This is a genomic window from Wolbachia endosymbiont of Drosophila nikananu (genome assembly GCF_028981865.1).
GTDB classification, from domain to species: domain Bacteria; phylum Pseudomonadota; class Alphaproteobacteria; order Rickettsiales; family Anaplasmataceae; genus Wolbachia; species Wolbachia pipientis_B.
On sequence record NZ_JAPQLL010000007.1, the window covers coordinates 1 to 13,336 of the forward strand.

Genomic DNA, 13,336 nt, shown 5'->3' on the forward strand with positions numbered 1-13,336 from the left:
TTAATCTGCACAGATGAAGATAACTGAATACCTTCACTATCATGATAAGGGGGCTGGCGAGGCTTGTCAAGCAAGTTTTTTGCAATATCAGAAGATAATTTCGATCATAAACCCCTACCAATAAATTTTAACAAAAATACCTTAGTGCATTTTCAAATATAAGCATTCCATCACCATATTTTGGCACAGCAATACCTAAACGCTTGCTCTTTTCTTTTTCAAGAGGCCAATTATCTTGCTGAGTAAAAAATATTCCCCTCTCTGGATGGGGCATTAAAGCTAGCACTCTTCCACTTTTATCTGATAAAGCTGCTAGGTCGTATGTAGATCCGTTCGGATTGTAAGGAAATTGTAGGTTAGCATAGTTGCCATTTTCATCAATGTAACGTAATGCGGTGGAATTGCTCTCAATCAATTGGTTCAAAATATCTTGATCCATAAAAAATTTGCCTTCCCCATGAGCAATAGGGAGATATAGTTCACTCAGACCCCGTAGCCAAACAGAATTACTCTGCGGATTAACTTCCACTCTAATCCAACGGCATTGATAATTGCCTATATCATTATGGATTAAAGCTAGACTAGAGAACTCTGGAATTAATTTTACCAATATCTGACAACCATTACATATTCCTATAATCAGCTTGTCCTGAGATAAAAACTCTTGAAACTCATCCAACAAGTTGTTTTTAATACGTAAAGCAAACGCATTACCAGCACCAGTGTCATCACCATAGGAAAAACCTCCTGGAATTGCAAGTATATTGCTTAATTTCAGTTCACTTGGATTATCTATGATATCATTAATGTGAACGATTTTTACTTCAATATTACTAATACCAAGTTTTCTGCTGCATTCCATAAATGCAAATGCGGTTTCTTTTTCGCAATTTAAGCCATAACCAGATAGGACTGTGATTTTCATGAATTGCTAAAAATTAGAAAATTCGAATTTCTTTTTTACAAAATTTACTACTAAATTTAACGCAAATAACACCAATAATAAAGCTATAATTGCAATAGCAGCAAGTTCAATAAATGCAATTTCAAGACTACTTGACCATATGTATATTTGTACAGGCAGAACAGTAGCCGGATCGAAAAAGGACGTAGGTGTATCAGCAATAAATGCCACCATACCTATCATAAGTAAAGGAGAAGATTCACCTAAAATCCTTGCAATTGCAAGCACAGTACCATGTATTATTCTTGGTAACGCAATCGGTAAAGAGTGATCTAATATCACCTTGATGTGAGGTGCACCGAGCGCAAACGCTGCATCTTTTATCGTAATAGGAACATTCGCAAAGGCATTTTTTGTTGCAATTATAATATTAGGTAACATCATAAATGAAAGAGTCATTCCACCAACAAGTGGTGAAGAGCGTGGTAGCCCAAATATGCCAAGATAGAGAGTTAAGCCCACTACACCAAATATTATTGAAGGCACTGCAGCAAGATTATTCATACTAATTTCTACAATATTAGTCATTAGCCTATTTTTGGGCATAAATTCGTAAAGACAGATGCCCGACATAATTCCTATTGGTAATGCTAATGCTAGGCACACTATAATTGTCATTAATGAACCGATAAATGCCCCTAAAATCCCTGCATTCTCAGGTTCACGAGAGTCAGATTTAAGGAATAAAGACTTATTAAAAAATTTTTTCACTCTCCTCTTTTCTTTTAGCCAATCAAGTAATTTAGCATAACGATCATTCAAATGTTTATCTTTATTTATTGAATTGATTATACTTGACGCGGTAAACCAGATCTCATATTCACCACTATCTTTTACTTTCTTACAAAAAAATTTCTCTAGTTCTTTGTAAGAATTACGACTTAAAATTTCGTCACTGTCTTTAAAATCAGTTCCTTTAAACACCTTACATAAAGAATCGTTGAGTAAGCCAATGGACTTATACCGCAAATCACTAGGATTATTTGTTAAAGTAAGATCAGCACTTATTTCAACTGGCAATAAAATTTTCGTTACTGTTAAGGCACTGTAAGAGTTAACTAATATACTCAATAATATACACACAGGACAGCCAAGTGAGATAACTAGTGCCGTGAAAGAACAAAAACGTAATGCTCTATTCTTTTTATTTTTCCTTTTTATACGAGCATGTACACGCCTTGACTGAAGTAATTTAAGGAATTTTTTCTTTATACTCATTTATTTTTCCTAGATCCTATCGTCAAGCCCACAGCTATACAAACGTCCAGTTTAATAACCGTTGATGTTATGCAAGCAGCTGACACTGGAATCCAGTTATAAAAATATTTACAAATCAGGCAATTGGTAACAGACTCCATGCTAAAAACAACACCCATGATATAGAATAAGGTAGATCCCAGTATCAGCTACTTGGATGACACTTGGGAAGTGCTGGGATGACACAATTGACATCACTTCCTATTGTATCTATTTAGATTTCTTTTTGTATCTATTTAGATTTCTTTTTAACATAAGTAGTACGCTCTTTGATCCTTGCAGCTTTTCCAAATAGTTTGCACAGATAATACAGTTTTGCTCTACGAACCTTTCCTTTTCTTGTCACTTGCACTGAAACCAGTGCAGGAGAATAAACAAAAAATTGAGACACTATACTTTCTCCATGGCTCACTTTTCTGACTGCAAAAGAAGAATGTAACCCGCGGTTCCTTTTTGATATACATACACCTTCAAATATCTGTATACGTTCACTTACACCGTCAACTACTTTAAAAGTGACCTTCAAATCATCGCCAGGACGAAATTCTGGTATTTCTTTAGCTAACACTTGCATTTGCTGTTCGTTAAATTTTTTAAGTAAATTTGTCATTTATCTCTCCATTCAATAATTCAGGCCTACGCTTTTCTGTTATAACATGAGACTGCTTCTGCCTCCAATCACTTATTTTTTTGTGATTGCCAGATAACAAAACCTCAGGTACTTTATATCCCTTCCACTGCTCAGGTCTAGTATATTGAGGATATTCAAGCATACCACCATCATAACTAAAACTTTCTTCAATAATACTATCGGAATTATTTACTACACCTGGAAGAAGTCTAATGCATGCATCGAGAACCACCATCGCAGCTGGCTCACCTCCCGAAAGTATATAATCTCCGATACTTAATTCATATGGAGTATACGCATCAATTATCCTTTGGTCAATACCTTCAAATCGACCACACAATATTGTTATATGAGGAAACTCTAATAATTCTCTGGCAATATTCTGATTAAACTTAGTTCCAGATGGAGTCATGTAAATAAACTTAGTGTTTTTATGAACAGAGAGCATACTATCTACTGCATCACCAACTACATCAGAACGCATAACCATTCCTGCTCCACCTCCATATGGAACATCATCCACAGTTGAATGTTTATCTTTCGCAAAAGAACGAATATTTATTACTTCAAGGTTCCATATTTTTTTTTCTAATGCTTTTCCAGCAAGAGAATAGTTCAAAAACCCGGGGAACATTTCTGGAAATATGGTTAATATTGCAACATTGAATGCCATTAAGGTTTATTTTAAGTTATTTGGAGCTATACTCTAAGAACAGTAAATTGATATAATATATAGTTAAATTAAGCATGTCACTGAATAAAACAATATACGAAGGTAAAGCGAAAGCCATTATTGAAACTGAAGACTCATCAACTGTTATACAGCACTTTAAAGACGATGTTACAGCATTCAATAAGAAAAAATATGAAATTATTGAGGGCAAAGGAATAATTAATAATCATGTTAGTGCTTTTATCATGGAAAAGCTTGAAGAAGCAGGAACTAGCACGCACTTTATAAAAACTCTAAACGAAAGAGAACAGCTAGTCAAAAAGCTCAAGATAATACCTCTTGAGGTGGTAGTTAGAAATGCTGTAGCTGGCAGCTTTTGCAAACGTTTTAATATCAAAGAAGGTGAGGCACTTACATCTCCTATAATCGAGTTTTTTTACAAAAATGATGACCTAGCCGACCCAATGGTGAATGAAAATCACATACTGTATTTTGATTGGCTATCTAGCAAAGAAATGGATGAAGTTAAAACTACAACTTTAAAAATCAACAAAATCTTAGTCCACCTATTTTCAAATGCAAGTATATATTTAGTTGATCTCAAGTTAGAATTTGGCAGATTAATAAATGACAGTACTAAAATCATTTTAGCCGATGAAATCAGCCCTGATAACTGCAGGTTATGGGATAAAAATACTTATAAAAAGCTAGATAAAGACGTCTTTCGTTTGAATTTAGGAGATTTAAAGGAAGCGTACCTAGAAGTTGCAAAAAGACTGTCAGTAAAGTTAGATTAACTAAATACTACTCTATCAAGTGAAGGGTTACATGCTTCATCAAGTTTTCCAATAATTTCAATTTTTTCTCCACGTTTTTGGAAATGATTTTTCACGTTTTGCATATTCTCAGGACTTACGATTAATACCATGCCAATACCACAATTAAATGTTTTTAGCATTTCTTTCTTCTCTATTTTACCCTCCTTTGTTAGCCATAAAAATATATCTGGCCATTTCCAGGAATTAATGTCTATGTTTGCAAATAAGTTTTTTGGAAGAATCCGCGGAATATTATCTATCAAGCCACCACCTGTTATATGTGCAATGCCTTTTACCTTTGGCATAATAGGCAACAAAGAATCAACATATATTTTTGTTGGTTCGAGCAACACTTCTTTCCAAAGCTGATTATTCCATGGAGATGAGTCGTTATAATTTATACCTAAGCTTTTGAAAATATGGCGCACCAAAGAAAACCCATTTGAGTGAATTCCTCTTGACTCTAAGCCAACTATATAATCACCTGCTTTCATCATGCTACAGTTTGGAAGAATTTGCTTTCGATCAACTACACCAACCACAAATCCTGCAAGGTCATAGTGATTATTACCATACATTCCAGGCATTTCTGCGGTTTCTCCACCAACCAATGCTATTTTAGCTTGCTTGCACCCCTTTGCAATGCCCTGGACCACAGATAATAAAATGTCCTTTTTCAAAATGCCTGTTGCAAAGTAATCAAGAAAAAATAAAGGCGTTGCTCCTTGTGCAAGTAAGTCATTTACACACATTGCAACTAAATCTATACCTATAGTATCGTGCCTATTCACTTCTTGAGCTATCAACAGTTTCGTACCTACTCCATCAGTTGAGGAAACAAGTACTGGATGGCCATACTTCTTACTTAGTGCAGCAAAATCAAATAACGCAGAAAATGAACCTATCTTGCTGATTACTTCTTCTCTAGTAGTTTCTTGAGCAATAGGCTTGACTTCTTTTATTAGCTTGTTATATAGTTCAAGATCTATTCCTGATCTGATATAAGTATTCATAATCCTTCTATAAATTTTAAAATTGTTAATACTATATTAATGCCTTGATATAAAAAGTGCAACGAAACTTTCTTTTAATTGACTATTATGTGCTTATCAATATAGGGTAACTTAAATCATTTATAATTATCCAATGAACAAAAATATCAAAAACATACTGTTAACAATAGAGCTGCTATCAGGACGGCTGCTTCATGACTTTGCTAACTCTATGAATGGAATAATGTTTAGCTTAGAAGAGCTTGGAGTAATAGATAAGAATGATGCTGACATACAGAAGGAAGCATTGTCGCTGCTTAAAGAAAGCTCTGATGATTTAATGTATAAACATAAAGTTATGAAGCAGGCATATTCTTCTTCAGCAGATAATTACAGCTTTGATCAGACCAAATCTAATATCGAAAATTACTTATTAAAAAAAAAGTAAAGCTCATGTGGAAAATAGATGCATACTCTGTAAAAAATAAGGAAGATTTAATTGAAAAGATAAATAAGATAATTTCTAACATGGTGCTAACTATAGCCAGTGCAGTGGCGGAAGTTGAACTAGTGTCTGTTTTACTGAGTCAAACAGAAGATAAAATGTTATTAACTATAAAAATTCTAAATGAACACAAACCGATAAGCAAATCATTAGTAGACAAATTAATCAAAAAAAATGACACTAATTTAAATACAAAAGATATTAATATCCATATAACCTCTTTATTATTAGAGTACTATAACACTGAAATGCATTGTACTTGCGAAAATAATTTGCTGGAGATAGGTTTAACTATAACTTAAGTTGCATATTTGGTTATTACAACTTTTTCTTCGTTTCAAGGCAACCGACAAGGGATACCAAATCTAATTTTTGTAATCACTTAAGTCTAGTACTATTTTATTAATGTAGCGCTCATTTGCATCTTTGATGATAAACTTCATACCATTTTTATATTTAATGACTTCATCTACAGAAGGCACTTTACCAGCAATCGAAAGAATCAAACCACCAAGTGTAACATAGTCTTCTTCAGGGTCACGTAATTCTATTTTTAGATCCTCTTCTATATCCTTTATAAGAATCCTTGCTGACACTTCAAACTTATTTTGAGACAATTCAGTAATGGTATATTCTGAATTTATTTCGTTCTCACTATCAATGTTTGGTATCAGCTCCTCTATAAGATCGGTTATTGAAATTAAACCATCAGTTCCACCATATTCATCCAATACAATAGCTAAGTATGATTTAGAAGATTTCATCCTAACAAAAAGATTAGTTGTTTTCATCGAGGGCGGAACAAATATTACGCTTTGTATAATATTTCTCAGATTAAAATTTTTATCCCTATTAAAAATAACATCTTTTACATAAAAAAAGCCTATTACGTTATCAAAGTTATTTCTATAAATTGGTATTTTAGTGTGGCAAGTGTTTTTTATCTTCTTTATTATTTCACGCTCGCTTGACTCAATATCTACTGCGCATATCTCTGTACGTGGAGTCATTATATCCATTATACCACAATCGCGGAATTTTAATAGACCATTAAATATATTAAGGTCTGACAGATCTTTCATTAATGCTTCAGTCGCACACTTTTTCAATACAGAAGCTTTTTTGAAAAGGAAAAGAAAAATTCCATATGCTATTTTTTCTACTAAGGCTCTTTTTTTACTCAATTTATTCCCTGTAATGGCAAAAACGTTTTCAGACCAGATTTATCAAGAAAACTGTTATTAAATGTTTAATAAGCATGTGAATAATGTCAAATTAATTTGTGAATTATTTGTTAATATAAAATACCAACAATTGATCAACAATTTTTTCAACGACATATACATGGTTATGTAACAATACATGATGGTAAAATATTTTCCATAAAAGAAAATTACTGACACTCTGAACATCTTACTTATACACATAAATCATAACAGAAAATCAATAGCATACAGAAGTTCTTAACATATTTATCCACAAATTAAACAACGCCAATTTTTACTGAATTTTAAGTTAGTAACAAGTTGTTGATAGAACTATTATTACTACTATACTTTAATATATAGAAGAATAGATAAAATAGATTGGAAAACAGTAAAACAACACTAGTAGAGGTTATCAAACAAAATGAGCCAGGTGAAAGAGTGCCTATTTGGCTAATGCGTCAGGCTGGCAGGTCTCTTCCTGAGTACCGCAAAGCAGTGGAAAATACGAATAATTTTATGGAGATATGCTACAATACAGATTTAGTGACAGAATTGACGTTACAGCCGGTGACAAGATTTGACGTGGATGCAGCGATAATTTTTTCAGACATTTTAATAATAGCTGATGTTTTGGGTTGTGACGTGAATTTCCTGCGCAATGTGGGCCCAAGAATAAAACCTATAAAGCATCCTAAAGAATTGAAAAGTCTACAAGACATTGAAGCTAAAATTTTACCAATTCTAAACGCTATAAAGAAAGTCAGAAGTCAGCTATCAAAAAAAAAGCCTCTTATAGGATTTGCTGGTGGCCCATGGACAGTAGCTTCATATATCATAGAAGGTGGAAGCAGCAAAACTTTTTCCAAAGTATTAAATTTTTATCCTTCTTATTTGAAGGAAATAATTGAACGAATAACGGAAGCAACGATTATTTATCTAATTAAACAGATAGAATTTGGAGCAGATGTTATTCAGCTATTTGACAGTAATGCTGGTGCATTATCGGAACCATTGTTTAAAGAATATGTTATCGAACCAACAAAGAGAATTACCTTGGCAATAAAGGATAGATTTTCTGATTTTCCAATAATAGGATTTCCAAGGTCTGCTGGAAATCTTTATAAGAATTACTGCGAACAAACAGGTGTATCTGCAGTAAGTATAGATTATGATGTTCCAATAGAATGGGCGAAAGCGAATCTAAAAATCCCTCTACAAGGAAATCTTGATCCTAATCTTTTAGCCTATAATAAAACGGAAGCGATAAAAGAAGCAAAACGTATAATAGATTGCTTTAGAGATTCACCCTTCATATTTAATCTCGGACATGGAGTACTCCCTGATACTCCAGTTGAAAATATCACTGCGTTGGTGAATTTAGTAAAAAGCTGCTAATACAATACACAAAATTCCTAGCTTTTTTGCTGTACAGGGTTTATCATTTGAATTTAGCTTCAGTAAGATATGTCAGACCTTGCAAAAAGAATGTCCCTAATAAAACCATCACCTACGATTGCTGTAACTGATAAGGCAAATAAGTTGAAAAATGAAGGAAAAAAGATTTGTGTTTTAGCTGCAGGAGAACCGGATTTTGATACTCCAGATCATATAAAAAAAGCAGCTATTCAAGCAATAAGTGAAGGTAAAACTAAGTATACTGCTGTTGATGGAACGCGTGAGCTGAAAGAAGCAATAATTAATAAGTTAAGAAGGGATAGTAACCTCGAGTACACGTTTAACCAAATCTGTGTTGGTACCGGCGCTAAGCAGGTGTTATTCAATTTGTTTATGGCAACAATTAACTCTGGAGATGAAGTTATTATTCCAGCTCCTTATTGGGTTTCATATGTTGATATGGTAAATCTTTTTGGGGGCTTACCAGTTGTAGTGGAATGTAAACAAAATTTTAAACTGACAGCGGAATTATTGAAAAGCAGGATAACTAAAAAGACTAAATGGTTAATTCTTAACTCACCGAACAATCCTGCAGGAGTTGTGTACACATATGATGAATTGAAAGACATAGCACAAATATTGTTTGAATATCCACACGTGAATGTCGTTACAGATGATATTTATGAGCATATAATATACGACGAAAAGTTTTTTACTATCACTCAGGTTGAGCCGAAGCTTTACAACAGAGTTTTTGTAGTCAATGGAGTGTCAAAAGCCTATGCAATGACAGGCTGGAGAATAGGATATATTGCAGGTAGAAGTGATGTAGTAAAAGCCATCTCTACGCTGCAGTCTCAGAGCACTTCTAACCCAAATTCGATAGCACAAGCAGCAGCAGCAACAGCATTAAACGGTGACCATAGTTTTTTGAAAGAAAGAACAAGGATTTTTAAAAATCGTAGAGATTTTATGGTGAAAAAACTAAATTCTGCTCCGGGATTATCAGCATCCATTCCGCAAGGCGCATTTTATTTATTTGTCTCGTGTGAAGGATTGCTCAGTAAGAGTACAAAAAGTGGTAAAGTAATAAATAATGATCTTGATTTCACTGAATACCTGCTAGAGGATCATTTAGTTGCTGTGGTTCCAGGGATTGCGTTTGGTCTAGAAAATTTTGTCAGAATTTCTTATGCAACCTCTCAGGAACAATTAGAAATTGGATGTGGTAGTATTACTAAAGCGTGCCAGGAGTTAAAATGAAATAGACTATCCATAAATTACCCATTTCACCGCATCAAAAATATTCACTAAGATTATCTTGAATGTTCTAACTTGTATTTTTCTATGGAAGGCGTTTTTATTGAGTGAGCAAGTGTCTTTCTAATATTCAGCACCTCACTTTCTTCATTTTGTTGAACTAGATTAATATCGTTTATTTTGTCTATTAGATCTTTCCCCTCTTCCAGAATTTTTAAATCACCTTTATTGATATGGTGTTCATTATAAAACTCTGCAACGATCTCTTTCTTTTTTAAGTGAGTATTTAAAAATTCTAATACCTGGTATTTGGCGAAAGCTTGAACAAATTTCTTATTAAATCTTGGATCATTGTGTACTTCTTTTAGGCTTTTATCATAATGTTTTGCCTCGTTTACAGTAAGTTTTATTATCTCTTCTATGTCGTTTAAAGTTTCCTGTACAGTTTGTCATGTCTATTGCCTGTGTGTGCTGCGAATGTTTGCTCGATGCATTTTGTTATGTAGTTTTGCAGTGTATTGTCTATTGTATTTATGCTCATTCACTCACCTTGCTTTTATATTATATTTTACACGCGAAAAGGTTAATATTAGGTTAACTAAGATGTTCTTAAAGCTAAGTTTTACTAAAAATTATATTATTTAAAGTATAATTTTTATCACAAAATAAAAGCGTAAATAAAATGGACTTTATAACAAAACTAAAGCTTAAGATAAAGATGAATAAGGGCAAAATCATAAATATACTTATCATTTGTGGTGTAATTTTTTCATATACCTTATTCATGAGCCAGTTGTAGATATGGTAGAAAAAATTATAAGTAAAATAAAAGGTCTCTTTTAAAAATAGAAAAAGTGAACTTTTTCCATCATCCAAACTTGAACCTGGAAAATTTAGTTAATGCATAAACTACTTACGTTGGCTATGAGTTCAACTGTATAAAATTCCGGTAAATTAAAATAAGTATTCATAAAAATATTGTTTTCTATAAACAGAGTATCTATAATACTAGCTTTGGGGTAAAGTATTGCAGAGGAATTTTTTAATCTGGTTGTTGGCGTCACTGTTTTATGCATACCAATATATATTACGCGTAATTCCAAACATAATTGCGCCTGAGTTAATAACGAAATTCAACATAAGTATTACAGACGTTGGTCAGTTTGGTGGGCTGTATTATATAGGCTATACGCTTGCTCACATACCTGTTGGTCTTGCTCTTGATAGATTTGGGCCAAGGTTTGTTTTGCCTGCATGCATTGTCTTGACATTTACTGGGACATTGCCGCTGATATGTTTTGATGAGTGGTATTACTCAATACTTGGTAGAATAATTGTCGGAATTGGATCATCTGCTTCAGCAATTGGGCTCTTCAAAGTTGCAAGTATGTATTTTTCACAAGAAAAATCAGCAAGAATGGCTAGCTTGTCTATAGTAATAGGGTTACTAGGAGCTGTTTATGGTGGATTACCTCTAGACTTCTTGCTCAATAAGTTTGTTTGGAATTATGTTATATACACTTTCTCGGCGTTTGGTTGTTTGCTTGCTCTGCTGTTGGTTTTAATAACACCAAGCAGTAGTTCAGAAGAAAGTGCAAGTGACAATATATTTCAAGATTTAAAAACTGTGCTTTTCAACAAACATATCATTCTAATCAGTTTTTTTGGTGGCTTAATGGTTGGGCCACTAGAAGGTTTTGCTGATGGTTGGGCAAAAGCGTTCTTATGTGAAGCATATCAAATGACCGGAGATCTGGCATCTTCACTTTCTTCACTTATGTTTATAGGTATGGGAACTGGATCATTCTTTTTAGCTTACTTGCTCGAGAAATATCCAGACAAACATTATGAAGTGATTATTGCGTGTTCTTTTGCTATGATTGCTAGCTTCCTCTTACTTTTCACGCAAGCTGGTGGTTTATATATTGCACTACCTGCACTTCTTGTTATCGGCTTTGCGTCTGGGTATCAGGTAATTACTATTTACAAAGCAATAAGTTATGTGAACAGTAACTTGGTAGGCTTAGCCACAGCTATATCAAACATGATAGTTATGGTTTTTGGCTATTTTTTTCATACAGGAATTGCAAAAATAATAGATTTATGTTGGAATGGAATGGTAGTACAAGGAAATCCTGTGTATGGTACTGAGTTACTAGTAAAAGCAATATCAATTATTCCTGTATGTTTGCTTTTAGCTGTTTTTGGATTTATGTGGTTAAAGAAAAGTTCTTATGACAAGTGTTTCAGAAAGGATTTGTGACTCTAAAAATAGTCTGAAGTCTTTTGATAATGAAGTTTATCAATCTATAGAGAAAGAATTGCAGCGTCAAAAGTCGCAGTTGCAACTGATTGCATCAGAAAACTTTGCAAGTAAAGCAGTGATGGAAGCGCAGGGCTCTTTTCTGACTAATAAATATGCAGAAGGGTATCCTGGTAAAAGATATTATTGTGGTTGTGACTATGTAGATGAAGTTGAAAATCTGGCTATAGAGAGGCTTTGTAGGCTGTTTGGTGTTAAGTTTGCAAATGTTCAACCTCACTCTGGTTCTCAGGCAAATCAGGAGGTATTTGCTTCACTGCTTACTCCGGGCGATACGATACTTGGATTATCACTGAGTTGTGGTGGCCATCTAACTCATGGTGCAGCACCTAGCCTTTCTGGTAAGTGGTTTAAGTCAATTCAGTATACAGTTAACAAAGACACTTATCTGCTCGATATGGATGAGATAGAAAAGCTGGCGCTGGAGCATAAACCCAAATTGATCATAGCTGGCGCTTCTGCTTATCCAAGGAAAATGGACTTCAAACGTTTTCGCGAAATTGCAGATAAAGTTGGTGCTTATTTGCTTGTGGACATTGCTCACTATGCGGGACTTATTGCAGCAGGTGAATATCCGTCTCCTGCTGAATATGCACATGTTATGACTTCCACAACTCATAAAACTCTGCGGGGTCCTCGTGGTGGGGTGGTGATGACAAATGATGAAGCATTACATAAAAAAATTCAATCTGCAGTTTTTCCAGGATTGCAGGGCGGGCCACTTATGCATGTGATAGCTGCAAAAGCTGTTGCATTTAAAGAAGCGTTAGCGCCAGAGTTTAAAACTTATAGCAAGAAAATCGTGGAAAATGCGAAAGTACTAGCTCAAGAATTGCAAAAGCATGGACTCAACATTATAACCGGTGGCACTGACTCTCATATAGTGCTAGTTGACTTAAGATCGCAGAAATTAACTGGAAAAGACGTTGTAGATAGCCTTGAGAGGGCCGGCATTACCTGCAATAAAAACTCTGTGCCATTTGATACAGAAAAGCCAACCATCACCTCAGGGCTCCGTTTTGGCACCGCTGCTGAGACAACACGCGGACTTGAGGCAGAAAATTTTAAAGAAGTAGCTAGTTTAATAAATGAAGTGATTCAGGGATTAATCAACGGAAATAGCTCAAGTGTCGAAAAAGCAGCAAAAACTAAAGTTGAAAGGATTTGTAGTAGTTTTCCTATTTATTAATTTATGTGGCATCATCCAAGTAGCATGGAGAGACAAAAATCACTTGACAAACTCCACCAGCCCCCTTATCATGATAGTGAAGGTATTCAGTTATCTTCATCTGTGCAGATTAAACAGCAAG

Annotated in this window: 13 protein-coding genes and 1 pseudogene; 7 read left to right on the top strand and 7 right to left on the bottom strand. The window is 34.2% G+C overall.

Annotated elements, in window-relative coordinates:
- Window positions 1–127: 127 nt before the first annotated feature.
- The 4 genes from OZD67_RS00440 to trmD all read right to left on the bottom strand — a co-directional run bounded on the left by OZD67_RS00440 (window position 128) and on the right by trmD (window position 3,525).
- Window positions 128–925, bottom strand: a complete 798-nt coding sequence (locus OZD67_RS00440; RefSeq protein ID WP_182183533.1) for a phosphoribosylformylglycinamidine synthase subunit PurQ — start codon at window positions 923–925, stop codon at window positions 128–130.
- A gap of 6 nt (window positions 926–931) precedes the next feature.
- Entirely contained in the window at window positions 932–2,182 is a 1,251-nt protein-coding gene (locus OZD67_RS00445) for a PstA family ABC transporter permease (protein WP_182183535.1), read from the bottom strand.
- Between the two features lie 271 nt (window positions 2,183–2,453).
- Complete coding sequence (gene rplS / locus OZD67_RS00450; protein ID WP_182183537.1) at window positions 2,454–2,831, bottom strand: 50S ribosomal protein L19; 378 nt, start codon at window positions 2,829–2,831, stop codon at window positions 2,454–2,456.
- The gene (gene trmD, locus OZD67_RS00455) at window positions 2,815–3,525 is read right to left on the bottom strand and encodes a tRNA (guanosine(37)-N1)-methyltransferase TrmD (RefSeq protein ID WP_182183539.1); all 711 of its coding nucleotides are present in this window, start codon (window positions 3,523–3,525) and stop codon (window positions 2,815–2,817) included. Before trmD ends, rplS begins: the two co-directional genes overlap by 17 nt.
- A gap of 74 nt (window positions 3,526–3,599) precedes the next feature.
- On the opposite strand from trmD, the gene purC reads away from it, so the two are divergent.
- Window positions 3,600–4,322: a phosphoribosylaminoimidazolesuccinocarboxamide synthase gene (purC, locus tag OZD67_RS00460; RefSeq protein WP_182183541.1), complete on the top strand. Its 723-nt coding sequence runs from the start codon at window positions 3,600–3,602 to the stop codon at window positions 4,320–4,322.
- Here the strand turns inward: purC and purM are convergent.
- Complete coding sequence (purM, locus tag OZD67_RS00465) at window positions 4,319–5,356, bottom strand: phosphoribosylformylglycinamidine cyclo-ligase (RefSeq protein ID WP_182183543.1); 1,038 nt, start codon at window positions 5,354–5,356, stop codon at window positions 4,319–4,321. The two genes, purC and purM, sit on opposite strands and share 4 nt — an antisense overlap.
- A 133-nt stretch (window positions 5,357–5,489) precedes the next feature.
- Between purM and OZD67_RS00470 the strand changes: the two genes are divergently transcribed.
- Both OZD67_RS00470 and OZD67_RS00475 read left to right on the top strand, forming a co-directional pair.
- Window positions 5,490–5,783 carry a hypothetical protein gene (locus tag OZD67_RS00470; protein WP_182183544.1) on the top strand — a complete coding sequence of 98 codons (294 nt, stop codon included), beginning with the start codon at window positions 5,490–5,492 and terminating at the stop codon, window positions 5,781–5,783.
- Between the two features lie 5 nt (window positions 5,784–5,788).
- Window positions 5,789–6,142 carry a hypothetical protein gene (locus OZD67_RS00475; RefSeq protein WP_259346664.1) on the top strand — a complete coding sequence of 118 codons (354 nt, stop codon included), beginning with the start codon at window positions 5,789–5,791 and terminating at the stop codon, window positions 6,140–6,142.
- A gap of 63 nt (window positions 6,143–6,205) precedes the next feature.
- Here the strand turns inward: OZD67_RS00475 and OZD67_RS00480 are convergent, their stop codons facing one another.
- On the bottom strand, window positions 6,206–7,024 hold the full coding sequence (locus tag OZD67_RS00480) for a transporter associated domain-containing protein (RefSeq protein WP_182183546.1): 819 nt from the start codon (window positions 7,022–7,024) through the stop codon (window positions 6,206–6,208).
- Window positions 7,025–7,426: 402 nt separating this feature from the next.
- Between OZD67_RS00480 and hemE the strand changes: the two genes are divergently transcribed.
- Both hemE and OZD67_RS00490 read left to right on the top strand, forming a co-directional pair.
- Window positions 7,427–8,443 carry a uroporphyrinogen decarboxylase gene (gene hemE, locus OZD67_RS00485; RefSeq protein WP_182183548.1) on the top strand — a complete coding sequence of 339 codons (1,017 nt, stop codon included), beginning with the start codon at window positions 7,427–7,429 and terminating at the stop codon, window positions 8,441–8,443.
- A gap of 69 nt (window positions 8,444–8,512) precedes the next feature.
- Window positions 8,513–9,706: a pyridoxal phosphate-dependent aminotransferase gene (locus tag OZD67_RS00490; protein WP_182183550.1), complete on the top strand. Its 1,194-nt coding sequence runs from the start codon at window positions 8,513–8,515 to the stop codon at window positions 9,704–9,706.
- Between the two features lie 53 nt (window positions 9,707–9,759).
- Here OZD67_RS00490 and OZD67_RS06135 read toward each other — a convergent pair.
- Window positions 9,760–10,244 (bottom strand): annotated as a pseudogene (locus OZD67_RS06135) (hypothetical protein).
- Window positions 10,245–10,730: 486 nt separating this feature from the next.
- On the opposite strand from OZD67_RS06135, the gene OZD67_RS00495 reads away from it, so the two are divergent.
- Together OZD67_RS00495 and glyA are read left to right on the top strand one after the other, a co-directional pair.
- Window positions 10,731–11,966 carry an MFS transporter gene (locus OZD67_RS00495; RefSeq protein ID WP_182183552.1) on the top strand — a complete coding sequence of 412 codons (1,236 nt, stop codon included), beginning with the start codon at window positions 10,731–10,733 and terminating at the stop codon, window positions 11,964–11,966.
- The gene (gene glyA, locus OZD67_RS00500; protein WP_182183554.1) at window positions 11,938–13,215 is read left to right on the top strand and encodes a serine hydroxymethyltransferase; all 1,278 of its coding nucleotides are present in this window, start codon (window positions 11,938–11,940) and stop codon (window positions 13,213–13,215) included. The genes OZD67_RS00495 and glyA overlap by 29 nt, the downstream gene beginning before the upstream one ends.
- Window positions 13,216–13,336 lie beyond the last annotated feature (121 nt).

Coding starts and splice junctions, on each gene's coding strand:
- purM (WP_182183543.1), bottom strand. CDS start 5,356: ATGAATACTTATATCAGATCAGGAATAGATCTTGAACTATATAACAAG.
- trmD (WP_182183539.1), bottom strand. CDS start 3,525: ATGGCATTCAATGTTGCAATATTAACCATATTTCCAGAAATGTTCCCC.
- rplS (WP_182183537.1), bottom strand. CDS start 2,831: ATGACAAATTTACTTAAAAAATTTAACGAACAGCAAATGCAAGTGTTA.
- glyA (WP_182183554.1), top strand. CDS start 11,938: ATGACAAGTGTTTCAGAAAGGATTTGTGACTCTAAAAATAGTCTGAAG.
- OZD67_RS00440 (WP_182183533.1), bottom strand. CDS start 925: ATGAAAATCACAGTCCTATCTGGTTATGGCTTAAATTGCGAAAAAGAA.
- OZD67_RS00470 (WP_182183544.1), top strand. CDS start 5,490: ATGAACAAAAATATCAAAAACATACTGTTAACAATAGAGCTGCTATCA.
- OZD67_RS00445 (WP_182183535.1), bottom strand. CDS start 2,182: ATGAGTATAAAGAAAAAATTCCTTAAATTACTTCAGTCAAGGCGTGTA.
- purC (WP_182183541.1), top strand. CDS start 3,600: ATGTCACTGAATAAAACAATATACGAAGGTAAAGCGAAAGCCATTATT.
- OZD67_RS00490 (WP_182183550.1), top strand. CDS start 8,513: ATGTCAGACCTTGCAAAAAGAATGTCCCTAATAAAACCATCACCTACG.
- OZD67_RS00475 (WP_259346664.1), top strand. CDS start 5,789: ATGTGGAAAATAGATGCATACTCTGTAAAAAATAAGGAAGATTTAATT.